The 26,564-nt window shown below is 40.5% G+C and carries 25 protein-coding genes; 22 read left to right on the top strand and 3 right to left on the bottom strand.

What is annotated here, in order from left to right; all coding sequences use genetic code 11:
- Positions 1-5: 5 nt before the first annotated feature.
- The gene (locus tag ACFWE9_RS14450; RefSeq protein ID WP_377357358.1) at positions 6-1,232 is read left to right on the top strand and encodes a Zn-dependent hydrolase; all 1,227 of its coding nucleotides are present in this window, start codon (positions 6-8) and stop codon (positions 1,230-1,232) included.
- Positions 1,233-1,234: 2 nt separating this feature from the next.
- Positions 1,235-2,410 (top strand): M20 family metallopeptidase, encoded by a 1,176-nt coding sequence (locus ACFWE9_RS14445; RefSeq protein WP_377357356.1) that lies wholly within the window; start codon positions 1,235-1,237, stop codon positions 2,408-2,410.
- A 175-nt stretch (positions 2,411-2,585) separates the two neighbouring features.
- Here the strand turns inward: ACFWE9_RS14445 and ACFWE9_RS14440 are convergent, their stop codons facing one another.
- Both ACFWE9_RS14440 and ACFWE9_RS14435 read right to left on the bottom strand, forming a co-directional pair.
- Positions 2,586-2,966: a MarR family winged helix-turn-helix transcriptional regulator gene (locus tag ACFWE9_RS14440; RefSeq protein ID WP_377357368.1), complete on the bottom strand. Its 381-nt coding sequence runs from the start codon at positions 2,964-2,966 to the stop codon at positions 2,586-2,588.
- A gap of 206 nt (positions 2,967-3,172) precedes the next feature.
- A complete protein-coding gene (locus ACFWE9_RS14435; RefSeq protein WP_377357354.1) occupies positions 3,173-4,264 on the bottom strand; it encodes a low temperature requirement protein A in 1,092 nt (363 codons plus the stop codon).
- Between the two features lie 249 nt (positions 4,265-4,513).
- Here ACFWE9_RS14435 and ACFWE9_RS14430 point away from each other — a divergent pair, with 249 nt between their 5' ends.
- From ACFWE9_RS14430 to ACFWE9_RS14400, 7 genes are all read left to right on the top strand, one after another.
- On the top strand, positions 4,514-5,074 hold the full coding sequence (locus ACFWE9_RS14430; RefSeq protein WP_377357352.1) for an NADPH-dependent FMN reductase: 561 nt from the start codon (positions 4,514-4,516) through the stop codon (positions 5,072-5,074).
- Positions 5,075-5,267: 193 nt separating this feature from the next.
- Positions 5,268-5,909, top strand: a complete 642-nt coding sequence (gene ycaC / locus ACFWE9_RS14425; RefSeq protein ID WP_230160653.1) for an isochorismate family cysteine hydrolase YcaC — start codon at positions 5,268-5,270, stop codon at positions 5,907-5,909.
- A gap of 423 nt (positions 5,910-6,332) precedes the next feature.
- The gene (locus ACFWE9_RS14420) at positions 6,333-8,399 is read left to right on the top strand and encodes a BglG family transcription antiterminator (RefSeq protein WP_377357351.1); all 2,067 of its coding nucleotides are present in this window, start codon (positions 6,333-6,335) and stop codon (positions 8,397-8,399) included.
- The gene (locus ACFWE9_RS14415; RefSeq protein WP_230160650.1) at positions 8,396-8,662 is read left to right on the top strand and encodes a PTS sugar transporter subunit IIB; all 267 of its coding nucleotides are present in this window, start codon (positions 8,396-8,398) and stop codon (positions 8,660-8,662) included. The genes ACFWE9_RS14420 and ACFWE9_RS14415 overlap by 4 nt, the downstream gene beginning before the upstream one ends.
- A 17-nt stretch (positions 8,663-8,679) precedes the next feature.
- Positions 8,680-8,946, top strand: coding sequence for a PTS sugar transporter subunit IIB (locus tag ACFWE9_RS14410; protein WP_230160648.1), 267 nt, complete (start codon positions 8,680-8,682; stop codon positions 8,944-8,946).
- Positions 8,947-8,980: 34 nt separating this feature from the next.
- Positions 8,981-10,249: a PTS ascorbate transporter subunit IIC gene (locus ACFWE9_RS14405; RefSeq protein ID WP_230160646.1), complete on the top strand. Its 1,269-nt coding sequence runs from the start codon at positions 8,981-8,983 to the stop codon at positions 10,247-10,249.
- A 117-nt stretch (positions 10,250-10,366) separates the two neighbouring features.
- The gene (locus tag ACFWE9_RS14400; protein ID WP_230160644.1) at positions 10,367-11,212 is read left to right on the top strand and encodes an HAD family hydrolase; all 846 of its coding nucleotides are present in this window, start codon (positions 10,367-10,369) and stop codon (positions 11,210-11,212) included.
- Positions 11,213-11,400: 188 nt separating this feature from the next.
- Here the strand turns inward: ACFWE9_RS14400 and ACFWE9_RS14395 are convergent, their stop codons facing one another.
- Positions 11,401-11,556 (bottom strand): hypothetical protein, encoded by a 156-nt coding sequence (locus ACFWE9_RS14395; protein ID WP_377357350.1) that lies wholly within the window; start codon positions 11,554-11,556, stop codon positions 11,401-11,403.
- A gap of 661 nt (positions 11,557-12,217) precedes the next feature.
- On the opposite strand from ACFWE9_RS14395, the gene ACFWE9_RS14390 reads away from it, so the two are divergent.
- The 13 genes from ACFWE9_RS14390 (at position 12,218) to ACFWE9_RS14330 (ending at position 26,540) form a co-directional block, all read left to right on the top strand.
- The gene (locus tag ACFWE9_RS14390) at positions 12,218-13,516 is read left to right on the top strand and encodes a helix-turn-helix domain-containing protein (protein WP_230160642.1); all 1,299 of its coding nucleotides are present in this window, start codon (positions 12,218-12,220) and stop codon (positions 13,514-13,516) included.
- Positions 13,517-13,747: 231 nt separating this feature from the next.
- A complete protein-coding gene (locus ACFWE9_RS14385; RefSeq protein WP_377357366.1) occupies positions 13,748-14,920 on the top strand; it encodes a M20 family metallopeptidase in 1,173 nt (390 codons plus the stop codon).
- A 12-nt stretch (positions 14,921-14,932) separates the two neighbouring features.
- Positions 14,933-15,133 (top strand): DUF3311 domain-containing protein, encoded by a 201-nt coding sequence (locus ACFWE9_RS14380; protein ID WP_230160640.1) that lies wholly within the window; start codon positions 14,933-14,935, stop codon positions 15,131-15,133.
- A complete protein-coding gene (locus ACFWE9_RS14375) occupies positions 15,130-16,653 on the top strand; it encodes a sodium:solute symporter family protein (protein ID WP_230160638.1) in 1,524 nt (507 codons plus the stop codon). The genes ACFWE9_RS14380 and ACFWE9_RS14375 overlap by 4 nt, the downstream gene beginning before the upstream one ends.
- A gap of 385 nt (positions 16,654-17,038) precedes the next feature.
- Positions 17,039-18,004 carry an ABC transporter substrate-binding protein gene (locus ACFWE9_RS14370; RefSeq protein WP_377357348.1) on the top strand — a complete coding sequence of 322 codons (966 nt, stop codon included), beginning with the start codon at positions 17,039-17,041 and terminating at the stop codon, positions 18,002-18,004.
- Positions 18,005-18,085: 81 nt separating this feature from the next.
- Positions 18,086-19,090: a FecCD family ABC transporter permease gene (locus ACFWE9_RS14365; RefSeq protein ID WP_377357346.1), complete on the top strand. Its 1,005-nt coding sequence runs from the start codon at positions 18,086-18,088 to the stop codon at positions 19,088-19,090.
- Positions 19,087-20,100 (top strand): FecCD family ABC transporter permease, encoded by a 1,014-nt coding sequence (locus tag ACFWE9_RS14360; RefSeq protein ID WP_230160634.1) that lies wholly within the window; start codon positions 19,087-19,089, stop codon positions 20,098-20,100. Before ACFWE9_RS14365 ends, ACFWE9_RS14360 begins: the two co-directional genes overlap by 4 nt.
- 15 nt (positions 20,101-20,115) lie before the next feature.
- Complete coding sequence (locus ACFWE9_RS14355; RefSeq protein WP_377357344.1) at positions 20,116-20,907, top strand: ABC transporter ATP-binding protein; 792 nt, start codon at positions 20,116-20,118, stop codon at positions 20,905-20,907.
- A 158-nt stretch (positions 20,908-21,065) separates the two neighbouring features.
- Positions 21,066-22,256, top strand: coding sequence for an oxalate decarboxylase family bicupin (locus tag ACFWE9_RS14350; protein ID WP_377357342.1), 1,191 nt, complete (start codon positions 21,066-21,068; stop codon positions 22,254-22,256).
- Positions 22,257-22,558: 302 nt separating this feature from the next.
- A complete protein-coding gene (locus ACFWE9_RS14345; protein WP_377357340.1) occupies positions 22,559-23,548 on the top strand; it encodes a zinc-dependent alcohol dehydrogenase family protein in 990 nt (329 codons plus the stop codon).
- A 205-nt stretch (positions 23,549-23,753) separates the two neighbouring features.
- Complete coding sequence (locus tag ACFWE9_RS14340; RefSeq protein ID WP_230160626.1) at positions 23,754-25,064, top strand: amidohydrolase family protein; 1,311 nt, start codon at positions 23,754-23,756, stop codon at positions 25,062-25,064.
- Between the two features lie 530 nt (positions 25,065-25,594).
- Positions 25,595-25,963, top strand: coding sequence for a nuclear transport factor 2 family protein (locus tag ACFWE9_RS14335; protein ID WP_377357338.1), 369 nt, complete (start codon positions 25,595-25,597; stop codon positions 25,961-25,963).
- Between the two features lie 109 nt (positions 25,964-26,072).
- A complete protein-coding gene (locus ACFWE9_RS14330; protein ID WP_230162466.1) occupies positions 26,073-26,540 on the top strand; it encodes a GNAT family N-acetyltransferase in 468 nt (155 codons plus the stop codon).
- Positions 26,541-26,564 lie beyond the last annotated feature (24 nt).

Here is a 26,564-nt window from a genome sequence, read left to right as displayed (position 1 = left end):
TCTAAGTGAGTCTTAGTGAACGTATAGAAAAGCAAATAAATGATTTGAGCGAATTTACATCAACACCCGGTAACGGGACTACCCGGCTTACGTATAGCAAGGAAGACTTACTAACACGTAATTATATTAAAAATAAAATGATAGAATACGGTCTAACCGTACAGGAAGATGGATTGGGAAATATTTTTGGAAAGCTTGAGGGTACTTTAAAAGATGCGCCAAGCGTTCTGGTCGGTTCACATTTTGATTCCGTACCAAATGGTGGTGCGTATGACGGACCAGCTGGCGTAATTGTCGCTCTTGAAGTGGCTGCCCTTTTTGCCGAGAATCAATTAACACCTAAATATCCATTGGAAATCGTAGCCTTAATTGAAGAAGAGGGTTCACGATTTGGCGGTGGACTAATGGGGTCGAGAGGAATAGTTGGATCACTTAGTGAGGAAAATTTTAAAAACTTAAAGGATAAAGAAGGTATCACAACAGTAGAAGCGATGTCAGAAATTGGACTGGATTCTTCTCTTCCGAAAAGGAGAAATCCCAATAGCATTAAATCATTCCTTGAATTGCATATAGAACAAGGACCGATCCTTGAAGAGAAGAATATCGCCATTGGTGTTGTAGAAGCGATTGTTGGGTTAACGCAATTAGAAGTAACCATTGAAGGAAAGGCTGGCCATGCTGGCACAACCCCGATGGATCGCCGTACGGATGCATTGGTTGCAGCCGCCCAGATTATTTCTCAATTACCGAGCTTTGCAATGGAGGAAGGAGAAGGAACGGTTATCACAACGGGGCGACTACATGTTTTACCAAATGGGGCCAACGTCATTCCAAATAAAGTGGTATTTTCGGTAGATATTCGATCTAGCAAGGAAGAACATATTAACAATGTCATAAAGCGGATACTAGAATTAATCGAATCCTTTCATGAACAAGGGATCCATACATCTGCTGAACAGCTGTTATATATGCCGCCAAAGGTATTGAGCAATGAGATTAAAGCATTATTAAAAGATAAAAGTGCCGATTTAGATATACCATACTGTTCCATTAATAGTGGAGCAGGTCATGATGCGATGGTTTTTTCCGATGTGACAGATGTTGGCATGCTCTTTGTTCCAAGTAAAGCAGGACTAAGTCATTGTCCAGAGGAATGGTCGGATGCACGTCATTTAGCAAATGGAGTGCAAATATTTTACGAAGTGGCTAAATGCTTGACGGAGGTAGAATAAGAATGATTAATCAAACGATAAAAGAAGCGATTCAAAACCATAGTGATGAATTAACAGAAATACGAAGAAAACTTCATAGCGAACCGGAGTTATCATGGGAAGAAGAAAATACAACTGCCTTTGTTTGTGACTACCTTGATAACTTAGGGATTACTTATCGAAAAGCAGAACCAACAGGTGTTATTGCAGAAATTAAAGGCGGTAAGACAGGAAAGACGGTAGCATTAAGAGCAGATATGGACGCCCTTTCTGTTGAAGAATTGAATAAAGACTTGCCGTATGCTTCAAAAGAAGAAGGGAAAATGCATGCATGTGGACATGATGCACACACATCCATGCTATTAATTGCAGCGAAGGCACTCAACGAAATAAAAGAAGAATTACCTGGGAATGTACGATTAATATTTCAACCAGCCGAAGAAGTAGCAACAGGTGCAAGGGAAATGGTTAAACAAGGGGCTGTTGAAGGTGTTGATAATGTTTTTGGCATACATATTTGGTCGCAAATGCCAACAAACAAGGTTGCTTGTACTCAAGGACCTTCATTCGCTTCAGCAGATATCTTTACAGTAACGTTTAAAGGAAGAGGGGGACACGGTGCAATGCCACAGGATTGTATCGATGCAACTATTGTTGCCTCTTCATTCGTCATGAATGTACAGTCTGTCGTATCAAGAACGGTTGACCCACAAAATCCGGCTGTTTTGACAATTGGAAAAATGGTCGTTGGGACACGATTTAATGTCATTGCAGAAAATGCCGTTATTGAAGGGACTGTCCGCTGTTTTGATCATAAAACACGTGACCATATTGAAAAGCAGCTCCAGATTTATGCGGAAAATGTTGCTAATATTTACGGTGCGACCGCCAAGGTTGAGTATTACCGTGGAACACAAGCAGTCATTAATGATGAATACAGTGCCAAATTAGTACAAAAAGTGGCTTCAAATGCGTTTGGCGAAGACGCAGTATATAATGAAAAGCCAACAATGGGTGGAGAAGACTTTAGCTTCTATTTAGATGAAGTACCTGGAAGCTTCGCTTTAGTTGGATCTGGAAACCCTGAAAAAGATACGGAATGGGCCCATCATCACGGGAAATTCAACATCGATGAGGATGCGCTTGCTACCGGTGCAGAACTTTATGCTCAATATGCATGGGCATATTTGAACGAATAATGGACTGAAAAAAAGAGGGAACCTGGTAATTACTAACAGGTGTTTTAATGCTAGAAGGCCGCCAATTGGCGGCCTTCTTTCTATTATCATGATCTGTTCAGAAAGGGGTAGTCATTTATGGGGACAGTTCTTTTTTGATGACTAAATTTTAATAGCGCTCCTCAAGCGCATATACTCACCATTCAAGTAGGTGAATTTTACTAAGTAGATCTAAAAGCTGTTGTTTTTCCGTGTCATTCAGGTTGGAAAATTGTGAGGCCTGAAAATGTTCTTGTTGTGGAACAACTTCATGAAAAAACTCTTTTCCTTCTTCAGTCAATGAAAGGTATTTGGTTTTCCATTTCTGTTCCCGCTTAATCAATCCCAATTCTTCCATTTTACTTAATAGTTGAGTGATATTTCCTTTCGTAACAAAAAGCTTGTTTGCGAGTTCTTGTTGAGACAATCGTTCATGGGAACCCACTTGAACAAAGATATCGAATGGGGCTGCTGATAGAATCCATTTTTTAAAATGTTGATTGGATTCTCGGATACTCTGGTTATATATTCGTGTTATGCGGAACTATAACATTAAATCTAGTCGATCCTCATTTTTAGATGTGGAGGGATTCGTTATGTTTTCTTTCGTGAATGTCACTTTATTCTTCTTTTGTCAAAATCAGTTTATGAATAAACTAATTTGATGTTAAATGCAAAAACTTCCAACTTCTATCTAAAGAAACCAGTATTAACGTTTGATACTGGTTTCTTGGATTTCTTTATTTATGTAGTTGTTAGTTTAGCAAAGGTGATAAAAAACAGTGTTAATTCGCCTATTATCACAATATTTGGTACTACTACAATCAAATTAATGATAAAAAAGACTAACAAAATCCCTAAAAATAAGCCTAAATGATAAGTTTGCAATCGCTGGTGCTTATGCCTATATTGATGGAAAACGAAAGTGGTTGACATGAAATAGAGCAATACAGAGCCGAAAACAAAATATAGGATAAATGAATAATGGACCTCATGCAAAAACAATAATCTGATGGCTGCTGCAATCATGCTCAAAGACATAAGAATGAACAGATGACCGTAAATGATGATTTGGCCAGATGTTTGTACAGACTTGTCGACTTTCTTCTCCATATTATCGAAATATTGCCACCACATAGATATTATCAGGGTAAATGAAATGATAGAAAAGGCTATCGAATCCCAATTTCCTTGTTTAGGCTGTATTACCGCAAGAGTGCTAATAAGAGCTTCCCCAAAGAGAATGATGGTAAATAGACCAAATCGTTCTAACAAATGGGCTGTATTTGTAGGAACTTTTTCTAAACATTTTCTTCCGAGGATTGGGACGATAATATCGATGAAGATGCCCAAATACAACACAGCATATCGAATCCAAGAATCAAATAGGACAGAGGATAAAGAAATGGCGATTCCAATCCAAAAATACCTTCCCAAATAGAGTGCTGCTTTTTTTCGAAAGCCCTCTTCGATACGCTGTACAACAAGATACTGGATAGCAGTCATGGCCCTTAAGCCAATATAACCAATTAAAAAAGAAAGATAATAAGGATCAAAATCAACGGATAAGCTTGAGGTCATAATTAGGACAAAAAACATTTGCAGGATCAAAAATAGCCGTTGATGAAATACATCCTTTCCAAACCGGTTAATGAATATGGTTTGCCCTACCCAAGCCCACCAGATAGGAATGAAAATTAACACGAATTTTAATAAATACTCTGGATGGATATATCCTTCTTCTACATGAAGTAATACATGAGTTGCACCCGCAACTGCAGCCACAAATAACAAATCATAAAAGAGCTCTAACCATGTAACTTTCTTTTCATCCATTTCTGCACTCCTCCCCATCACCTTTTAGTTTATAGTATGTTTTAAATATTCGGAAAATGGAAGAGGATTCAATATAATCAAAACCTTTTACCTTACTTTGAACATGCAATTTAGAATTCATGTTTTACCCAGCTATTATGTTAATTCATATTTTGTAATCAAAAGCGTGTAATTAGGAATAACGTCACTTTTTTAGTATTGGTATATTATGGTATTATAGGAGGCGAATTCAAACAAGGAGGGAAGTAGATGACCAGAACCATCGGCCTTATTTGTGGCAGTTTACGGGAAAACTCTTATAATCGAATCATTGCTCAATCATTGACGGATATCGTTGATTCTTATCAATTTCGCTGGATCGAAATTAATGAACTTCCTTTGTTTAACGAAGACTTAGAAATAAGTGACGCACCAGAAGCAGTGATATCATTTAAATCCGCTATTCAGGACGTTGACGGTATCATTATCGTAAGCCCAGAGTACAATTCTGGAATACCAGGCGTATTAAAAAATGCATTGGACTGGGCATCAAGACCTCGTGAGTCCTCTGTTCTTACCAAAAAACCAGTTGGCTTAATTGGAGCCACTCCTGGGGGATTAGGTACTGCATTTGCTCAAATGCAAATCAGGCAAGTACTAGAAGCCATGGAAGTTCATGTTCTTCCATTTCAAAAAATACTGATTTCGCAAGTACATAAAAAGATTGATTCCGATCGGAAAGTGCTTACTGACGATAAAACAAAACGTTATCTTGAGCGTTATTTACAACAATTCATTCATTGGATCGATCACACTCCAGTTCTAGATTAATATAAGAAGTCAGAGTATTAACAATAATTAATGATTCTTATTATATATATGATTGACATGCTATAAGTCTATAGATAAACGAATGTCAGTAGTCAGTTAAGCTGTAAATTGCCTGTAACAAACGAAGGAGTGGGGATGAATTTTCCTACATATGAACTTTCTTCGATTACTTTAATAAAAGGAGGACTTTAAAATGTCTGATCTCTATTCTCGTCTTTCCAAAGATGATGCTGCCGTTCTTCTAGTGGATCATCAAACCGGTCTTATTTCCGGCCTAGTGCGTGATTATGGTGTTGATGAGTTCAAGAACAATGTTTTGGCTCTTGCTAACACCGCTAAGTTTTTTGATCTACCAGTCATTTTGACGACAAGCTTTGAAAACGGGCCAAACGGGCCGCTCATGCAAGAACTGGTAGAACTATTCCCTAACGCGCCAAAAATAGCTCGGCCTGGACAAATTAACGCGTGGGATAATGAAGATTTTGTTAAAGCAATCGAAGAAACTGGAAAAAAACAGCTTATCATTGCGGGCGTAGTTACAGATGTCTGCGTTGCTTTCCCTGCACTTTCCGCTTTGAACGCAGGTTATGAAGTATTTGCTGTCACTGATGCTTCTGGAACAGTAAGCAAACAGGTGGCTGATGCGGCATTATCGCGTATGGCCCATGGTGGTGTGCAGCTTATGAACTGGTTTAGCGTGGCGTGTGAATTACAACGTGATTGGCGCAATGATGTCGAAGGTTTTGGTGCTTTACTTTCTAGCCAGCTTCCTGGTTATCAAAATATAATCGGAAGTTATAGGGGAGCTCAGCGCGATCTCAGCAAGCAGATATAATGATAACGCACTGATTGAATAAGGGAGGGGACATTTGTCCCCTCTTATTTTTTTATGAACATCTCCATTGTTTTCACCCTCTAGCTTCACCCCGAACCTCTTTTTTACGCTTAGTCTCATGAACTCACTCCGCCTCCCAACTAAAATTTGTTATATACAAAGTAGACTATAGTTCCACGTGATTATGCATTCCAGTATCCTCTTCTAATTAGTCTGTTGAAGTCTGCCTGTTTTTAATTCGGTCATTTTTCTTCAATGGTAATGACATGAACGAACGAAAATTTTTTAAGCAAGGATGCCGTATTGTGCACAAATGTTTGAAGAGTATATTATTGTGCAGTACCTATGACAACATTCGGACTTAGAAATGCTACATTTATAATAAGAAGTGAGATATCGTAGAAGCAGGGAGAGGGATTGAGAATGTTTTTAGATGAAAGAAGCGCCAATTTACTAAAACTATTACAGCATTCCCCCATTTCGAAAATGAAGGAACTTGAAGCCCAAACAGGTCTGACGAGAAGGCAAATACAATATGGTCTGAGCAAAGCGAATGACTGGCTCGAATTTCATGGATATCAACCGATTCAATATAATCGTGAAAGGGGCTACTCCTTTTCTGAAACAATCAGGGATGAAGAATTGAATGTAAAACTGACAAAACGCAATTATATATTTTCAGAGACAGATAGGGAAAAAGTTTTTTACCTCATGATCCTGTTAAGCCGGGAAGAATTGTCCGTCTATCATTTCCAAACGATCACCGGACTTTCACGAAATACTGTGTTGAAGGATTTGAAAAGGCTTAAAGAGAAAAACAGGGACATAGCGCTCAAAATCCAGTATTCCAAACAAGATGGCTATGTGGTAATGGGGGAAAGTCGAGTTAAGAGATATATCATCGAACGTCTCGTACATGATGTACTGAACAGTCCCAATAGTGAATTGATCATGGAGTGCATATGGGGAAATCATGAAAATGAAATCAGCTCGATCCGATTACAGCTTGAAAGGATCGAGCGTAAATTGGGCATCACCTTTACGGATGAACGGCTGCATGAACTGAGTTATTTATTTTTAAGTACAGATCAGCTCATAGGAAAAGGGGAAGAGTTACAAGCCGACCAGAGCTGGGCCCCGTTTGTTGCAACGGAAGAATACAAGATGGTTGAGGAAATGACCAAAACGGATGCCTTTCAATCTGTTTGGAGCGAAACGGAAAACTTATACGCAACCTTACATTTACTGAGCATGAATCGAACGAGGGACATTTCCCCTCTTAAGGATGATGAAGTGATTCAACACCTTTTGCAGGAAATCGTGGAAGAGTTTGAGCGGCTGGCATTTGTTCACTTGCAGGACAAAGAACAGCTATGCCAACAATTATATGTTCATTTTAAACCGGCATATCATCGACTGCGCTATGGACTCCCGCAGATGAATCCGATGACGGGACGGGTGCAGAAGGTCTATCCCGAACTGCATCATTTGACTAAAAAATCGCTGTGGGTGTTAGAGAAAGAGATTGGCTGTCCGGTATCGGAAGAGGAAGTGGCCTACTTCACGATCTATTTTGGGGGATGGCTGCGCAGGCAAGGTACCACATTGGATGATAGAAAAAGGGCGATTGTCGTATGTCCGAATGGGATTGGCATCAGTAATATCCTCATCTATACATTGAGGGAGTTATTTCCGGATATTTTGTTCCTCGATGTCCTGTCCGTTCGAAACGCGGCAGAATACACACTTTCGTACGATCTCGTTTTTTCAACGGTGCATATGAGAACAAATGCAGCTTTATTCGTTGTACCGCCCATTTTGGAAATGCAGGATAAACATACATTGCGCCAGCAAGTCATGCAGGAATTGTATGGATATACGACGGAAAGTGCAGATGTTGCCGCATTAGTGAAAATCATTTCCAAGTATGCAACCATCCATGAACTGGATCAGCTCGAAAAAGCATTGCAGTCGAATATGTATAATCATACGCCAAAAGTAACCCAATTTTCTTTAAAGGAGGCAGAGAAGCCTGTGTTAGAAGAACTGCTCAATATGCAAACGATACAATTACAGCCGCGTGTTTCTGATTGGAAAGAAGGCATTCAAGTTGCGGCCAAGCCTCTCGTGGATTTAGGAACGGTCGAAGAACGATATGTGGATGCGATGATCGAGGCCATAGAAACGAATGGTCCATATGTGGTCATCACGCCTGGAGTGGCGATTCCCCATGCACGTCCGGAGCAGGGGGTCAGGTCTTTATCCATGAGTTTACTGAAGTTGGATGAAGCCGTGGACTTTGCGCCAAATAAACCGGTACGCCTGATCATCATTTTGGCCGCCGTAGATAACGATTCGCATCTGCGGGCATTGATCCAGCTAACGCAATTATTGAATGAACCAGCAAATATCGAAGAAATGTTATGCACGTCGGATAAATCAATCCTTATGGAGTACGTCCATAAATATTCGAAGGAGGAAGCGGAATGAAAATCATGGTAGTATGCGGGAACGGATTGGGCAGCAGTTTCATCATGGAGATGAATGTGAAGAAAGCATTGACGGAAATGGAAAAAACGGCTGAGGTGGATCATACGGATCTTACATCCGCAAAAACGGTTCAGGCGGATATTTTCCTAGGTGCAGCGGATATTGTCGGTCAGCTTGACGATGGAACCAGAACGATCGTAACGTTGGAAAACATGATGAGCATCCCTGAAATCAAATCTAAATTAGAAAAACATGTAGGATAAAAAAAGGAGAGATTAATATGAAGAAAATCATGGTAGTATGCGGGAACGGATTGGGCAGCAGCTTCATCATGGAGATGAATGTGAAGAAAGCATTGACGGAAATGGGGAAAACGGCAGAGGTGGATCATACGGATCTTACATCCGCAAAAACGGTTCAAGCGGATATTTTCCTAGGTGCAGCAGATATTGTCGGACAGCTTGATGATGGAACCAGAACGATCGTCACGCTGGAAAACATGATGAGCATTCCTGAAATCACATCGAAATTATCATCACATTTATAAAAATAAAAAAACATAAAGAAGAGGGGGAGAGGCAATGCTGGAACTTATCATGAATGACATCTTGGGTACACCTTCCATACTAGTAGGGCTGTTTGCTCTCATTGGGTTGCTGTTACAGCGGAAAACAGCAGCCGATGTTGTATCTGGAACGCTAAAAACCGTTATGGGCTTCATTATCATTGGAGCGGGAGCGGCAGTGCTTATTGGCGCCCTTGATATATTCAGTCAAATGTTCGATCATGCATTCAATGTTCAAGGAGTCATTCCGAATAACGAAGCCATTGTCGCGGCTGCACAAAGTGATTTTGGAACTTCGACTGCACTTATTATGGTTTTTGGTATGGTTGTCAATGTTTTGCTGGCTCGTTTCACGCCATTTAAATATATATTCCTAACGGGGCACCATACCTTATTCATGGCTTGCCTACTTGCAGTCACCCTATCGGTCGGCGGGCTTAACGGGGCTCCGCTTATCTTGGTTGGTTCCATACTATTGGGGTTATGCATGGTGTTGTTCCCGGCCCTCCTTCAACCATACGTACGGAAGATTACTGGAAGCGATGATTTTGCCATCGGCCACTTCGGTTCAATTGGATATTTTGTCTCCGCGACTGTTGGAAAATGGTTCGGAAATAAGGAAAAGACAACGGAGCAGATTAAAGTTCCTAAATCCTTGGGATTCTTGAGGGACACATCTGTCGCTGTATCGCTTACGATGACCATGTTCTTCGTGATCGTCGCCTTGTTTGCCGGACAGAACTATATTGAAACGGAATTATCCGGCGGCTCGAACTTCATCGTATTTTCTTTCATCCAGGCGATAACATTTGCGGCAGGGGTCTACATCATCCTTGCGGGGGTACGGATGTTAATTGCTGAAATCGTCCCTGCATTCAAAGGAATTGCCGATAAAGTGGCGCCGAATACAAAACCTGCATTGGACTGTCCGACCATCTTTCCATTCGCTCCAAACGCCGTGATCATCGGGTTCCTATTCAGTTTCTTGGCTGGACTATTATCCATGTTCCTTCTACCGGCAATTGGATTGAAAGTCATCGTTCCGGGGCTTGTACCGCATTTCTTCACTGGAGCGGCAGCCGGTGTATTTGGAAATGCCACAGGAGGCAGACGAGGAGCGATGCTTGGGTCATTTGCCAATGGAATCATCATTAGTTTCCTGCCTGCGATACTCCTCGTTTTCCTGGGAGATGTAGGATTTGAAGGCACCACGTTTGGTGATTCGGACTTCGGTGTTGTCGGTCTCTTCATTTTAAGTGTAATGAAACTTTTAGGATTATCCTAAACTGTTATAGTGATATTATACATGAAGGAAAATAAATGAATGAAACCAGCAGCCTAAGATCTTTTTAGATAATGGGCTGTTGGCATTTGCATCATTCGAAACTTTGAGGTGGCTTGCATGACTAATAAGGCAATTGTGTTGGATCTGGATGGCACGACATTGAACGAAATGAATACGGTGAATGAGACGCTAGAACAATACATAGGCGAGCTTAGGGAAAGCGGAAAACTGGTTTTCATTGCAACAGGGAGAACGTTAGAAGAAGTGAGGGACGTTTTGCCATCTGGCTTGGAAGTTGATGGAATGGTGACTGCGAATGGAATGTCTGCATTCATCGGAAGGAAGCAGATTGTCGAACACGCCCTGCCGCCTGAACTTGTGGAACGCTTGGTCGCCAAAGCAGAAGCGGAAGAGATGTATTACGAAGTTCATCCGAACGATGGTTTACGGATCGCCTTACTTAAAGATAAAGACTATATGGTTAAACAAGGCATGGTGCCCAAGCCTGAGACAGTTGAAGAAAATGAATGGCTATCAAGACAGGATGCCATGGAAGATAAAATAAAATGGGCAGAACGATTGAATATCAACAGCGTCTCCAAAATTTACTTCTTTAGCAATGAAATGAACACGATAGGGAAATGGAAAGAGGATCTGGAGGAAATCAAGCAGACCATCGCCTTTACTACAGCATCCTCCACCCATCACAATGTGGAGGTAACCGTGGAGGGAGTTTCAAAAGCAACAGGCGTTCAAATATTACTGAAGCATTTCCAGTTGGAACCTGAAAATATTCTAGCTATAGGCGATGGGGAAAATGACCTTCCGCTATTTAAACTAGCTGGGCGCTGCATTGCCATGAAAAACGCCACAGACCTGGTTAAAGAACAAGCCGATGAAGTGACGGAGTATTCCTATAGAGAAGATGGTCTGTATCGTTTTTTGAAGAAAAAGTTTCATTGATCAATAAAAAAATCAGGGACGAAACAAGAAACAAAGGTTTGTATAGGTATCTAATGAAAACCATCTAAAGAGGTGGTTTCAGTTTGTAGACAAAAGGGGTTCGGAATTGAAAATTCCGAACCCCTTTTGAAATTTCCTACGAATTTTCGCCAAAGGTTGAGAGATTTGGGCTCTTCGAGCCCTCTATTTTAGACCATTTTTGGACCTTGCCAAGTCCAATTGGCCATCTTCTTTAAATTAATGGCAGCCTCCATTATACGAACCAAATGATTTGCTGGCACCAATTGATCTAAAGTAATCACTTCAAGTTGATCTCGCTGAATAGAATCATGTTTAGAAAGCATCCACATCACCTCAAGTTTTAATACTTCTATTTTAAAACAAAAAAGACTCTAGGCAAAAGGGTTCTATCTAAAAGTTAAAACAAAGTTGATTGGAACGGGTGTACGAGACTCCAGCGGGAAAAGCGCGTCTACGGGAGACCCCGCAGGCGTAAGCCGAGGGCGGACCGCCCGCGGAAAGCGAGTGCCTGGAGTGGAAATCAACGTTCAAATTGTCTACAGTCTGAAAACCACCTAAAGAGGTGGTTTTTTATTGCTTTACATCGCGTATATTGTGTTTGCAATTATAATGTTTTTAATTTAAAAATCTGTTCCAATTAAGTATGGATTTATTTCTATTGTAATTATCCCACTTAATTACTGGTTAGTTTATGAGCTTGTATTAAGGTCAAAACACAAAAGTAAAGGATGATTATCTAAGATGTATAACAAAGCTGGCATGTAAACCTAACATGAATAACGTATACAACGTATTTTTCCTTCATGTCACATGATAAAATAGTACAGAAGGTAAACAGAACCCATTAATTCTAAAGATATAATGATGTACTTATTGAATAACAGCAGAAAAAATTAGAGTTTTCGATAACATGACTTACATTAAACCAGGATATTTACTAGAACAATGATTATATTACTGAGGATAAAGGAAGTCGAATACAGGATGTATAAAATCGGACTAGTCGGTCTAAAAACTTCTGTAGAACAGATTTTAGACTTGGCAGAAGAATATAAACATGAATTGGAATTCATCTCTTTGCCCTACGAAAAGATCGAAGAGGTAGAGAATATTGTAAAAGAACATAAATCTTACGTACATGCATGGCTTTTTTCCGGTCCACTTCCCTATGAAAATGCAAAAAAAACACTAGGTACAGAAAAAATAATGGTATATGTTCCTGCTACGGAATCAGGTTTTTATAAATCTTTTTTAGAGATGGTCTACGAACAAGGGAAAATTATTGAGCAGCTAAGTATTGATACCATGTCCTCAAATAATATTAGTGAAGAAGCTTTGTCACAGTTGAATATAAAAATCCCAAAGATCTATACGACAGTGTTTGAGTCAGATGTCGATACTGATGAATTGTTTCATTTTCACTTGGATTTATGGAATAAGGGAAGGACAGAAGGGGCTTTATCTTGTTTTCCGTCCGTGTGTGAAGCTTTAAGGGAGCGTGGAATTCCAGCCTACCGGATGTCGATGAGTAAGATGGAAATCCGGCAAACGCTTCGGATTCTTTCTGAAAAAGTAAAGACTTCCTACTTTAAAGACACACAAATTGGTGTTGAAATCATTGAAGTTGAATATTTTAACAGAGTGGCAGAGGAAATGAAAACTCCTTATCATTTACAGTACTTGGAGCTTCGGCTAAAAGAAATGTTAATTCAACTTGGTGAGAAAATAAATGGTTCCTTTTCAGAGAAAGGGAATGGAAGATACATGATTTTTAGTTCTCGCGGCGCAATTGAACGGGAAATTATTACGCTCGAAGATACCATTCAAAAATTGGCATTTGAAGCAGATACAACCGTTGCCGTTGGAATTGGCTTCGGCGAAACTGCCTATTCGGCGGAAATCAATGCTTTTAGGGCTATTCAACATTCAAAAGAGATGAAGAAGCGTAAAATTGTGATTATTCAAGATGATGGAAAAATTATTGAATCACCAGGCAAAAAGATAGAATTACAATATGCGACCCGGTCCCACAATGAACTCCTTATCGAAAAGTTAAAAAAGGGGAATATCAGTGTAAAAACGTATAAGAAGATATCAGCCGTTGTACAAAGAATGGGCTGGGGTAATTTTACAACAAAGGACTTAGCGATACATCTTGAGATGACAGAGCGTAATGTACGGCGCATTGTTGCGGATATGTGCGAAGTTGATTTGGCACAATGCGTTGGTGAAGAGGCTCAAGCCACACGTGGAAGGCCGAGTAAAATTTATCGATTATTATAAGCACCCAAAATTGGGTGCTTTTTTATTTTGCATGTTAAAGCGTTAAAAGGAGAACTTCCACCATTAAATCTAGTAATCAGATAAAATAGTTTAGAATTTTCAAAAAACATTGAAATACAGATCGCGGGATATTATACTCTATTTAAGGAATTTATTCCTTAAACTAACCGAAAATAAAAATTGCCATGTAAATTGGATGAAAAGGGGATGTATTGGGTGTCTCAAACGATAATGATTGATGATTTAATCGAGGCTGTGAAAGATGAAGTGATTGGATGGCGAAGGTATTTACATATGTATCCGGAGCTTTCTTTTGAAGAAGTAAAAACAGCGCAATTTGTTTATGAAACACTACAAACTTTTGGTGATTTGGAAATTTCACGTCCGACAAAAACAAGTATTATGGCTCGTTTGATTGGCCGGCATCCTGGGAAGATTATTGCACTGCGGGCAGATATGGATGCGCTTCCAATTGAAGAAGAGAATGATTATGACTTTGTGTCAAAGAATTCAGGCGTGATGCATGCGTGCGGACATGACGGGCATACGGCGATGCTGCTTGGTGCGGCAAAGATTCTAACACAGTTAAAGGATCATATTAAAGGGGAGGTGCGCTTTTTATTTCAACATGCCGAGGAACTGCCGCCTGGTGGAGCCCAAGAGATGGTGAAAGCCGGTGTGCTTGATGGAGTGGATAGGATCATTGGCACCCATCTCTTGTCGACACTTCCTTTAGGGAAAATTGGTTTGAGTTACGGTCCAACGATGGCAGGAGCTGATACTTTTGCAATTACCGTGGTGGGTAAGGGGGGGCACGCCTCACAGCCTGAACTTACCGTTGATCCCATTGCAATTGGAACTCAGGTTGTATCAAATCTCCAACACATTGTATCGAGGTATCGAGATGCTCAAGAAGCACTTGTGATTTCAGTGACTCAGTTCCATGCGGGAAGTGCGATTAATGTTATTCCGAGTAAGGTAAGCATTGGTGGCTCCGTTCGCAGCTTTAATCCGGAACTGAGGGAAAAGATTCCAACCTTTATCGAACGCATATTAAAAGGAATTACGGAAGCGCATGGAGCGACTTATGAATTCGATTATCAGTTCGGTTATGCTCCGACCATTAATGATGAAGAAGTTACCCGGTTGATGGACGAAACCGTCTGTGAAGTATTTGGTGAAGAGAGTCGGGAGATTTTAAAGCCGATTATGGGAAGTGAAGATTTCTCTGCTTTTCAAAAAGTAGTTCCGGGATCTTATATTGTAATCGGAGCTCGTAATGAAGAAAAAGGGATTATATATCCTCACCATCATCCCCAATTTACTGTTGATGAACAGGCATTACAATATGGGGTAAAGTTATTTGTTCACGGGACTATTAAAATGTTAAATCTAACATACTAGGGGGTTATGAGTATGAAAAAAATATATTGGCTCGGAATTATCCCTTTTCTTGGCTTTATTGTAGGCGCTTTGTTTACAAATAAAGTGACTCCCTATGTTCTAGGAATGCCATTTTTTCACTTTTGGATTGTACTCTGGTCTGTACTGACAACAGGTATTATGGGGACTATCTATCTACTCGATCCTGCTAATCAGAAGGGAGATCCTAGATGAATATTGCCGTGTTATTCATCCTGTTTTTTTTCATCATTTCTGTTTTGATTGGTATCCAGGCTAAAAAAGGGAAAGAAATGACCTTAGAACAATGGTCAGTTGGGGGACGCGGAATGGGAGCCCTTTTGATTTTCCTCTTGTCCGCAGGTGAAATGTATACGACCTTTACCTTTTTAGGTGCAAGTGGATCGGCTTATGGGGAAGGAGGATCAATCTTTAGTATCGTATCATACGGCTGTCTGGCTACAGTCATCTCCTACTGGACATTTCCTGCTATCTGGAGGTATGCAAAGAAACACCAATTAGTTTCCCAATCAGATTTTTTTGTAAAAAAATATCAAAGTCCTTATCTTGGTGTGCTTGTCGCTGTAATAGGTGTTATAGCCTGTACTTGCTACTTAGTCCTGCAATTGAAGGGGCTAGGGTATATCGTTTCTGCAACATCCTATGGGGCCATTTCTTCTACAGCTGCCATTTGGGTAGGAGCAATTGGTGTAACCATTTTTGTAATGGTTTCCGGTATTCACGGTTCTGCCAGGACAGCTATTTTGAAGGATATTCTGATTCTCGGCATTGTCGTATTTTTAGGAGTTTATTTCCCTCTTCATTATTATGGCGGTCTTCAGCCTATGTATGAGGCCATTGAAAATGCAAAGCCGAACTATACCATACTTCCGAATCAAGGAATGAGTGTTTCATGGTATATATCGACCGTTATATTAAGCTCTATTGGATTTTATATGTGGCCGCATGGGTTTTCTCCTATTTATGCTGCTTCTAGCGAAAAAGCTCTAAGAAAAAATGCGATCCTAATGCCGATGTACCAATTGATTTTGTTGTTTGCCTTTTTTGTCGGATTTGCAGCTATCTTACAGACGCCTGGATTAAAAGGCAGCGAAGCCGATCTTATCTTGCTGCAGCTTTCTAAACAGGATTTTGATCCATGGTTTGTAGGCTTAATTGGTGGCACTGGCGTGTTAGCCGCTTTAGTACCAAGTTCCATGCTGCTGATGTCCATATCAACATTGCTTGCAAAAAATGTATATAGCGTATTCACTCCATCGGCAACGGAAAGTCAGATTGCCAAACTGGTCAAATACTTGGTTCCCCTTATTTCTCTCGTAGGGATTTACTTGACCTTTAAAGGTGGAAATACTCTCTTTGGTCTTGCTCTAATCGCCTATAATTTTATCACACAACTAGCACCTGCCTTTTTCGCCAGTTTGATGAGAAGAAACTTTGTAACCAAACATGGAGCATTTGCTGGGATAATAACTGGGGGAGGGCTAGTCTCTTTTATGGAACTAGGGAACATAAAAATTGGTCAACTGTTTCCTTATCTTCCTCAAGCAATTAAAGACTTGAATGAAGGAATTATCGCCCTCTTTGTTAATATCGTAGTTTTAGTGGTTGTCAGTGTGATGACAAAAAACATTACTAATACTCATAAAGATAATGATGTTTTGGACACCACAACAGTAGAGCACAAGGTTCTATTGCAAAAAGAATCAAATAGCTAACACAACCTGAATATTAGCTACTCCGTAAGCGAGTGCCTGGAGTGGTCGTTCAATTTTAAACATCCAAAAAACTGGAGGGCAAACTCAATTTCGAGTAGTCTATAGTCTGAGAGATAGTCATAAATGACTATCTCTTTTTTTACTGTTTTAAAGTTTACATCGATCAGATAGGCGTCAAATCGAGAAAGCCGATGATGTGAATAATTAAAAATATATAGGATGTCTTAATGGACATAATGATTTTTATTCACAAAATCTTATTAATATTGACGGTATCAATCTATGACTTTATCATAACAGCAGGATAATGATAATCATTTTCAATTATGATTCACTTGTTGAATAAGAAATATTACATAGGTATAGATGAGAAAGGGTGCAAAAAATGCAGAAATCTAAAAAAGTAAGAACATTTGGGGGAGGAATATTAATCCTGTTATTCACGATTATGATGGTGTTATCAGGATGTAATACCTCTCAAACTAAAGAAGCAGAGAAGACATCTGCCGAAACAAAGAATCAAGAAATAAGAACGATTAAGCATGAAATGGGAGAAACGGAAATTAAAAATACTCCTAAAAAAATAGTTACCCTTGAGTTATCTTTCGTTGATTCTTTAAATGCTCTAGGACTGAAACCTATTGGAATTTCAGATGACAACAAAAAAGAGATGATTACAAAACTTGTAGGTCACGAAATGGATTATACTTCTGTAGGAACGCGTGAACAGCCTAATTTAGAAGTCATCAGTTCTTTACAGCCTGATTTAATCATTGCAGATGCTGAGCGTCATAAAGGTATTTATAAGGATTTACAGCAGATTGCTCCTACCGTTATCTTGAAAAGTCGTGAATCTACCTATCAAGAAAACTTGGATTCTTTTAAAACGATTGCAAAGGCAGTCAATCAGGAAGAGGCTGCTGAAAAAAGATTAAGCGAGCATGAAAAAACGATTAAGGAACTTAAAGCACAACTTACTGTCGATTCAAATATGACGGTTTTGCCTGCAGTCGTACGGGATACTTCGTTCCAAGCCCATACTTCTTCTTCATATGATGGAGAATTGCTTGAACGTATGGGATTGAAAAATGCGATTCAGCAGGGACAGCCACATGCTGAAATGAATCTGGAGCAGCTTGTCGAGATTGATCCAGATGTGCTGCTTTTGGCGAACAATGAGGGTAAGTTACTTACTGATGAGTGGAAAGACAATCCTCTTTGGAAAGACCTAAAGGCTGTAAAAAACGGACAAGTTTATAGTGTTGATCGTGACTTATGGACGAGATACCGTGGTGTTGTATCCGCAGAGGCCATTGCTAAAGATACGTTAAAAATGCTTGGTGAAGAATAAAGAAACAAAAGAGAAGTAAGAGATCTAATTCTTACTTCTCTTTCCATTATAAATTTTGTTAGGAAGTGTGTTGTAGAGTCAATGGAAACTGTAGTTAGAAGTAAAATGAGAGTGCATTGTACAGCTATAGCTGGGTTGGTTTTGTTGATTTTAGGAGTCATAACAAGTATTTCTGTGGGAGCGGCCGATATAGATGTATCAATGGTTATGAAGTCCTTTTTTGAGGTGGACTCGTCCAAAGAACAGACTATTATAAGGACTCTTCGATTACCTAGAGCTTTAGTTGGAGCATTAGTCGGTGCTAATTTAGCGGTGGCAGGCGCTCTCATGCAGGCTATTACCCGGAATTCATTAGCTTCTCCACAAGTATTTGGTGTTAATGCCGGTGCCTCATTTTTTATTGTGTCCGCTTTTGTTTTCTTTCCTAACCTATCTTCCGTTTCTCTTGTTTGCCTTGCATTTGTTGGTGCAGCAGTCGGAGGGATGGCAGTCTATTCTTTTGCTTCGGGAGGAGGAATGACACAAGTAAAGCTGGCATTGGCTGGAATGGCTGTTCACTTTTTTTTATCTTCTTTAACGCAAGGCATGATTATCTTTAATGAACAAGCGAAAGATGTGCTCTATTGGTTAGTCGGGTCTATTAATGGGAAAACCTGGACGCATGTTAACATGATTCTTCCTTGGTCTCTTTTTGGGCTAATTGTTGCTGCCTTGTTCTCTCGATCTGTTTCCATCCTTGTATTAGGAGAAAACATGGCGCAAGGACTTGGGCAACGGGTGTATCGAATCCGTATTTTAGCAGGAATATTGGTGATCATTTTGGCAGGATCTTCGGTTGCCGTCGCTGGCCCAGTGGGCTTTGTTGGATTGATCGTTCCTCATATCGTCAGGAGACTGGTGGGCGGGGATTATCGAAGAATCATCCCTTTTTCTGCATTATTCGGCGCTTTACTCTTAGTTTACGCCGATATTCTCGCCCGGTTTATCGCTTATCCTTTTGAGTCGCCAGTAGGAATCGTAACAGCTATTATCGGTGCGCCATTCTTCCTTTATTTAGCGAAGAGAGGGAGGAATATTAAGCAATGAAACTAAAACGGACATTTGGGTCGAAATCAACTTTACACCCTTATGCTATACTCCTGATGCTGACAATAACTATGCTAATTTTATCAATGGTGAGCCTGGGGTTAGGCGCCATTTATATCTCACCTTTAGAAATCATCGAAAATTTCCTTGGTAATGGCATACAAGGTCAGACATTTATTCTGCACAACTATCGTATACCACGGATTGTAATTGCTGTGATAGTGGGAGCCGGATTGGCAACGGCTGGAGCTATTTTGCAAGGAGTCCTTCGAAATCCATTGGCTTCTCCCGATGTGATTGGGGTAACAAAAGGGGCGGGATTGGCAGCTGTAATTGTGATCGTTTTGTTTCCACAATCGCCCATTATCATTCTGCCCCTTTCAGCTTTCATCGGAGCGGCGGTCATGGCTGCAATTTTGATGATATTCGTTTATAAAAAAGGAGCTCAACCAAATACAATAGCTTTGGTGGGAATTGCTTTAGGGGCAATATGTCAAGCGGGCATAGAGTATTTCATGGTCAAGTTCCCGGATGATGTAAATACGACACTGCTTTGGTTGACAGGCAGTCTATGGGGAAGAGGATGGGACCAAGTATTCTTTTTGCTTCCATGTCTTGTTCTTGTCCCGCTATTAATTGCATTAACGTCTAAAATGGATGTACTGAGTCTTGGAGATGAAATAGCTACAGGTCTCGGTGAAAGATCAAAATTACTGCGTTATATATTGTTAAGTGTTGCTGTCATTTTAATCGGAGTATGTGTAGCTGCAGTTGGCTCCATCGGGTTTATTGGTTTAATTGCCCCCCATATTGCCCGGAGAGTGGTAGGGTCTAAATTTAAGGTTTTACTTCCTGCTTCAGCTCTCTTCGGTTCTATCTTTCTACTCGTTGCCGATAGCCTTGGTAGAGGATTATTCCCTCCAGTAGAAATACCCGCCGGAATTATCACTGCGGTGATTGGAGTACCATATTTTTTATATCTATTACGTCGTGAACGAAAAATAACATAAGGAAGGCTGGGGATCATGACAACATTATCAGCAGAGCATCTTTCTCTCTCTTATGGATCAACTCAAATCATTGATAATATCGATTTAGAAATTCCTGAAGGTAAGATCAGTATAATCATTGGTTCCAATGGTTGTGGCAAATCTACCATTCTACGGTCTTTAGCTAGATTATTAATACCTCAAGAAGGCACGATCTATTTAGATGGAAAAGCTATTCATCAGCAATCTTCCAAGGAAGTGGCAAAGAAATTGGCTATCCTACCCCAAGCTCCGGAAGCTCCTGAAGATATAACCGTAAAAGAGCTATGCTATTATGGCAGACATCCGCACAAAGGCTTATTTTCCAGACAAACCCCGGAGGATCATGCTATTGTCGAACGTGCGTTATCAGCGACAAAAATGACGGAATTCGCTGATCGGACATTGGATGCATTATCTGGAGGACAAAGACAAAGAGCATGGATTTCGATGGCTTTAGTACAAGAAACCGACCTTTTACTGTTAGATGAACCGACAACCTATCTAGACTTAGCACACCAAATTGAAATATTGGAATTACTGCGCGATTTAAACGTAACTTATGGGCGCACGATTGTCATGGTTCTACATGATTTGAATCAAGCGGCACAGTATGCCGATCATCTGATTAGCATCGTTAAGGGAAAAATCTATAAAGAAGGACCGCCTGAAACGGTCTTTACAAAAGATATGATCAAGGACGTTTTCAGACTGGAATGCTGTATTATTGAAAATCCTGTTGATCAAACGCCTCTTTGCATTCCAATTGGTTTATCTCAAGATCATTAAAAGTAGTTTCTTCTAACCAACATTAAAGGGGGCATTCCTTCAAAAGAGGATGCCTTTTGTTTTTTCACAATAGGCACAGTGGCATACATTCGAAGCCCAAATCATAAGACTACTATAAAGGCTTATCCCTTTATAATGCCAAAAAGAGGTGCTTTTTGATGGAAAAACGAACGATTAATCAAATGGACGGGAATGTGCCACAGCCTATCCGAAGTGATGGAGCTGGAGCGATTGACTCTGGCCCGCGAAATATTATGCGGGATCTTCAAAACCCAAATTTGCTCGTCCCCCCTATCACAGATGCAGGCTTGCTTCCTAATTTGAGATTCTCATTCTCAGACACTTCAATGACATTAAATCACGGGGGATGGTCACGGGAGATCACCGCAAGGGAACTTCCGATTGCGACCACACTTGCGGGAGTAAATATGAGCTTAACGGCAGGAGGAGTACGTGAACTCCATTGGCATCAAGAAGCAGAGTGGTCTTATATGCTGTTAGGGCGGGCACGCATAACCTCGGTTGACCAAGAAGGACGAAATTTCATTGCCGACGTCGGCCCGGGCGATCTTTGGTACTTTCCCCCAGGAATCCCACATTCGATTCACGGGTTGGAGCATTGCGAATTTTTGCTCGTCTTCGATGACGGAAACTTTTCCGATCTTAACACCTTATCCATCTCAGATTGGTTTGCACACACTCCAAAAGATGTTCTGTCGGCCAATTTCGGCGTTCCAGAGAGTGCCTTTAACTCCATTCCTTCAGATCAGGTCTATATCTATCAGGCAAAGGTACCTGGTTCACTGGAAAGTCAGGAAGTCCAGTCACCTTACGGAGAAGTACCTTTAACCTTTAAGCACGAGCTGTTGAAACAAACACCAATCAAAACCCCTGGTGGAAGCGTGCGAATTGTTGACTCTTCTAACTTCCCAATTTCAAAAACAATCGCAGCAGCACTCGTTGAGATTGAGCCGGGTGGAATGAGAGAACTTCATTGGCATCCCAATAACGACGAATGGCAGTATTACCTTACTGGACAAGGGCGCATGACAGTATTTACTGGAAACGGTACAGCACGTACATTTGATTATAGAGCAGGTGATGTCGGATATGTACCCTTTGCTACTGGGCACTATATTCAGAACACCGGTACCGAAACGTTATGGTTTTTAGAAATGTTCAAAAGCAATCGCTTTGTAGACGTATCTCTAAACCAGTGGATGGCACTGACTCCTAAAGAGATAGTTCAAAGCAACTTGAATGTTGGGTCAGAATTGCTCGATTCACTACGCAAGGAGAAATGGCCTGTTGTGAAATATCCCGGGTTTCCTACTAAAATGCCGGATTAAACTGATAGGGGTTTTATATTAGGAAAGCTATGATTAGGTTCTTATTTAACAAAAGAATGTTTTACTTCAAAACCTGGGTTGCTGCGGCAACCTTTTTTTATGGAACGAAAGGGCAGGTCAATTGAGGGTGAAAAGGGATTATAATAATAAAACGGAATGCTTACTTAGAAGTGATTAAAATGTGGAAAACCACAATACATTAAATCCAGAGTTAACAGCTCTTTAAGTTTTTTAGAATACTGGCCAGGTTCAGTTTAAATGATAAAATAGATAGACTTATACATTAAAGGAGACTTATTATCTTGGAAGCCAAATGTGTTAAATTCTATGAGTTTGGGAATCCGCAAAAGGTTTTAAAAGTTGAAAATAAATTTATTCAAAAACCTTTCGAGGGGGAAGTCCTCGTTCGGATGACCACACGTCCCATTAACCCGTCTGACTTACTGCCCATTCGCGGTGCATATTCCCACCGAATTCCCTTGCCTTCCATACCTGGTTATGAGGGGGTCGGCATTGTAGAAGATGTGGGTTCATCGGTTTCGAAACAGCTGATAGGCAAGCGCGTTCTGCCTTTGCGAGGTGAAGGGACCTGGCAGGATTATGTTAAAACATCTGCGGAGCTGGCCATCGTCATTCCCGATTCGATCGAGGATTATATAGCAGCACAATTATATATAAATCCGATTACCGCATGGTTAATCTGTACAGAAGTATTAGCATTGAAACCGGATGATGTATTACTCGTAAATGCTTGCGGATCTTCCATTGGCCGTATCTTTACCCAGTTATCCAAGATTCTTGGATTTAAGCTGATTGCTGTAACGAGAAACAATAAGTATACGGAAGAACTGCTTAAACTTGGTGCGTCACATGTGATCGATACGTCCCAATCATCATTGCATGATACAGTGATGGAATGGACGAATGGGCGCGGAGCGAAAGCGGCCATTGATTCAGTGGGCGGCATCGATGGTTCAGACCTAGCTTTTTGCGTTCGGCCTAATGGCATCTTATTAACGATTGGCCTTTTATCAGGACAGTCTGTAAATTGGGCGAAAATTTCCCAAAGTACAAAAGTGAATGTGGAAATGTTTCATCTTCGGCATTGGAATCAGAAGGCTTCCGTTCAAACTTGGCATGAAACGTTTAACCTTTTGATGGGGTTCATTAATGATAAAAAGTTGAAATTCATGATGCCGGATTCCTTCTACAGCCTTCAAGATGTGCAAGATGCCATTATTGTCACCGAAACCCCTGAGAGCAATAGAGGGAAGCTTTTTTTAAACAACTGATTTTGCATCCTGAAATGTAATGGTGGTTTGCTGATTGAACGGATATATTGAAGGAAACAATCATCTTGGAGCTCTTCCAATAGGTTCCTAAGGTAAATGGAAATGGCCCCTGATAATATGGAATTACTTGATTAACTATATGGTGCTAGTTTAGAATGCGGAATAGAACATGTTGATCAATGAGACGACTTTGGAGGAAATACTAATGAAAACAATATATGTGAATGCTACCTTTTTTACGATGGACAAGGAAAATCAAATCTTTGAAAACGGTATGATGATTGTAAAAGACCAAACCATATCCTACATGGGCCAGCATGATGAACAACAATTGGCAGATGCAGATCAAGTGGTCAACCTTGGCGGGAAATGGATCATGCCAGGCCTTGTGAATGCCCATTCGCATATTGTTATGACCCTTTTACGCGGTATCGGGGACGATATGCTTCTGAAGCCATGGCTTGAAACGAAAATATGGCCGATTGAAAGCCAGTTTACAACGGAAATCGCCTCTGTAAGCTCTCAGCTTGGCATCATGGAAATGATGAAATCTGGAACCACGACATTTTCGGATATGTTTAACCCTAATGGAATAGATGCAGGTGCTGTCATGGAAACGATAGGCGAAACAGGAATGCGCGGAGCCTTTTCCTATACGATCTTCAGCTTGGGTACGGAAAAAGATCAAAAAGCGAATCTCATGGGGGCTGAGCAGTTTTCAAAAAACTATAAAACGTTTGCCGATGGCCGCCTCACTACCATGGTCGCACCACACAGCCCTTATGCCTGCACACCTGAAGCGATTCTGGAAAGTGCACGGATTGCAAAAGAGAATGATTTGATGGTTCACATTCACGTATCGGAAACTGACTTTGAAATCCTCGACATCGAAAAACGTTACGGATCCCGTCCTGTCGAGCACCTTCGCCGTCTAGGGCTGTTCGATCAGCCAACCGTGATGGCACATGGAGTGGTTCTCAATGATGAAGAGCGTGCGATACTAAAACAGCATGATGTTCGCGTGGCCCATAATCCAATCAGCAATCTGAAGCTGGGATCTGGAATAGCAGATGTCGTCAGCCTTCTTGATGCAGGCATTAAAGTGGGAGTTGCAACGGATGGCGTCGCCTCCAATAACAACTTCGATATGTTCGAAGAAATGAGGACAGCTGCATTACTGCAAAAAGGAATCTATAAGGATGCCACTAAATTCCCTGCCCAAACAGCACTCGCCATGGCCACGAGAATGGGTGCCGAAGCGATAGGCATGGGTCATACAGGATCACTGGAAGCTGGTAAAAAAGCAGATTTCATCACCATTTACCCATATAACAAAGAACACCTGCAGCCATTGAGTGAAGCCTATTCGCACCTGCTTTATGCAGCACGCGGAAATGATGTATGTGATGTATACATTGATGGCAAAATGGTCGTAAAAGATGGCGGCTGCTTAACAATTGATGAAGAAAAAGTAATCACCGAAACGAATCGTCTGCAAGGTACCCTATCACGATAGGAAAACAAACGGATGCACAGAAGAAGGAGCTGCAAATGGCAGCTCCTTTTTTTTATGGGATTCAATGAAGGGCCAGGAATAGGGTGTAGGTCGAATTATTCCGATATAGGAAGAAGTTAATGGGTTTGGGACCAAATATTCCACATTACTGGCAGTCAAAAAGGAATTACCGCCAGTAATGTGGAATAATCGTAAGAAACTCTAGCATTTGCCTTCGTGAGATTTTTCTTAACACTTTGAAATCCTTCGTGAGTCCAGTTTCTTAGAAATATGGAAACAAAGTAGGCCGGTTGAAAATATTAATAAGAAAATAGGTATGGCAAAAAAGGTTGAAAACGAAAAGATGAAAAAAATGATGCTGACCGCAAATATTAACCAACTAATAATCAGCAAAGAGCTGGATAAAAAATCTTTGACAGCATGAAACATGATTTTCACCTCCGTATGAAAGTCTTTGTATAAATTATACACCATTTTCCAATTAAGTTGAAAAGCAGTCAAATTTCAAGGGAAGAAGGAGGACAAGATGAATGGAAAGTGATTCTTCGTTGTTAAAAGTGCATTTGTATCAGCTGGAGGAGAAATTATTAAAATCTGAAATCCGTACATCTTCAGAAGAACTTTCACTATTGTTGAAAGATGATTTCTTTGAGTTCGGCAGTTCGGGTAACATATGGTCCAAAAGCGACTTTATGGGGCAAGAGGGAGCCGGAGCGGTGAAAATGACATTAAGTCAATTTGATATGCATCAATTGTCTGATGATACCATGTTAACTACGTACCGGATTTTTGATGAAGATAAAGTGGAACATACCTTAAGAAGTTCAATCTGGAAATGTACGAATGGCAGTTGGCAAATGTTTTTTCATCAAGGCACAAAAACGAAAGGACCCAATTAAGGTGATTGAATCAGCCTTATCAATAGGAGTCCGAATATAGGGTTCATCACAAAAAGTGTTATTTACCTATTGAATTACTATTTCACTAAAATGATAGAGGTGAATGAAGTTGATCTTTCGTACCATTGATATCGACAAAGATAAGGATATCATCGTTACATTCAGGAAGGATTCCTTTGTTGTAAGTTTTGGGTCGGAAGAAGGCTTTGGGGATGCACATACTTATCTAATTCGAATGAAAGAAAGGGTCCGCAAATTTCCGGATGGACAAGTGATCATTGAAAAGGACCAAAAACCAATTGGGCAAATGGAACTTCAAATTCGGGAGTACGAAGGGACTGAGATTGGCTATGTGAATCTATTTTATCTTATTCCCGAATACCGCAATAAAGGCCTTGGCAAGGAATTGGTTCGCTATGCAGAAAACTTTTTCAGGCAATTTACTGTATCGGAATATCATTTAAGGGTTTCTCCGGATAATCAGAGGGCGATTCGGTTATATACGAAATCTGGAATGGTAAAGATAAGGGATGAAAATGAAAAGTATCCTGTATGGAGAATGAGCAAATTATTATAGAAAATACGAAGCAAGCAGTGAAAC

The sequence above is a fragment of the Peribacillus sp. NPDC060253 genome (assembly GCF_042727425.1).
In the GTDB taxonomy this organism is placed as follows: Bacteria; Bacillota; Bacilli; order Bacillales; family DSM-1321; genus Peribacillus.
Note: the sequence above shows the minus strand (reverse complement) of the source record. Positions and strands in the feature narration are given on the sequence as shown.

Coding starts and splice junctions, on each gene's coding strand:
- ACFWE9_RS14445 (WP_377357356.1), top strand. CDS start 1,235: ATGATTAATCAAACGATAAAAGAAGCGATTCAAAACCATAGTGATGAA.
- ACFWE9_RS14435 (WP_377357354.1), bottom strand. CDS start 4,264: ATGGATGAAAAGAAAGTTACATGGTTAGAGCTCTTTTATGATTTGTTA.
- ACFWE9_RS14430 (WP_377357352.1), top strand. CDS start 4,514: ATGACCAGAACCATCGGCCTTATTTGTGGCAGTTTACGGGAAAACTCT.
- ycaC (WP_230160653.1), top strand. CDS start 5,268: ATGTCTGATCTCTATTCTCGTCTTTCCAAAGATGATGCTGCCGTTCTT.
- ACFWE9_RS14420 (WP_377357351.1), top strand. CDS start 6,333: ATGTTTTTAGATGAAAGAAGCGCCAATTTACTAAAACTATTACAGCAT.
- ACFWE9_RS14415 (WP_230160650.1), top strand. CDS start 8,396: ATGAAAATCATGGTAGTATGCGGGAACGGATTGGGCAGCAGTTTCATC.
- ACFWE9_RS14410 (WP_230160648.1), top strand. CDS start 8,680: ATGAAGAAAATCATGGTAGTATGCGGGAACGGATTGGGCAGCAGCTTC.
- ACFWE9_RS14405 (WP_230160646.1), top strand. CDS start 8,981: ATGCTGGAACTTATCATGAATGACATCTTGGGTACACCTTCCATACTA.
- ACFWE9_RS14400 (WP_230160644.1), top strand. CDS start 10,367: ATGACTAATAAGGCAATTGTGTTGGATCTGGATGGCACGACATTGAAC.
- ACFWE9_RS14395 (WP_377357350.1), bottom strand. CDS start 11,556: ATGCTTTCTAAACATGATTCTATTCAGCGAGATCAACTTGAAGTGATT.
- ACFWE9_RS14390 (WP_230160642.1), top strand. CDS start 12,218: ATGTATAAAATCGGACTAGTCGGTCTAAAAACTTCTGTAGAACAGATT.
- ACFWE9_RS14385 (WP_377357366.1), top strand. CDS start 13,748: ATGATTGATGATTTAATCGAGGCTGTGAAAGATGAAGTGATTGGATGG.
- ACFWE9_RS14380 (WP_230160640.1), top strand. CDS start 14,933: ATGAAAAAAATATATTGGCTCGGAATTATCCCTTTTCTTGGCTTTATT.
- ACFWE9_RS14375 (WP_230160638.1), top strand. CDS start 15,130: ATGAATATTGCCGTGTTATTCATCCTGTTTTTTTTCATCATTTCTGTT.
- ACFWE9_RS14370 (WP_377357348.1), top strand. CDS start 17,039: ATGCAGAAATCTAAAAAAGTAAGAACATTTGGGGGAGGAATATTAATC.
- ACFWE9_RS14365 (WP_377357346.1), top strand. CDS start 18,086: ATGGAAACTGTAGTTAGAAGTAAAATGAGAGTGCATTGTACAGCTATA.
- ACFWE9_RS14360 (WP_230160634.1), top strand. CDS start 19,087: ATGAAACTAAAACGGACATTTGGGTCGAAATCAACTTTACACCCTTAT.
- ACFWE9_RS14355 (WP_377357344.1), top strand. CDS start 20,116: ATGACAACATTATCAGCAGAGCATCTTTCTCTCTCTTATGGATCAACT.
- ACFWE9_RS14350 (WP_377357342.1), top strand. CDS start 21,066: ATGGAAAAACGAACGATTAATCAAATGGACGGGAATGTGCCACAGCCT.
- ACFWE9_RS14340 (WP_230160626.1), top strand. CDS start 23,754: ATGAAAACAATATATGTGAATGCTACCTTTTTTACGATGGACAAGGAA.
- ACFWE9_RS14335 (WP_377357338.1), top strand. CDS start 25,595: ATGGAAAGTGATTCTTCGTTGTTAAAAGTGCATTTGTATCAGCTGGAG.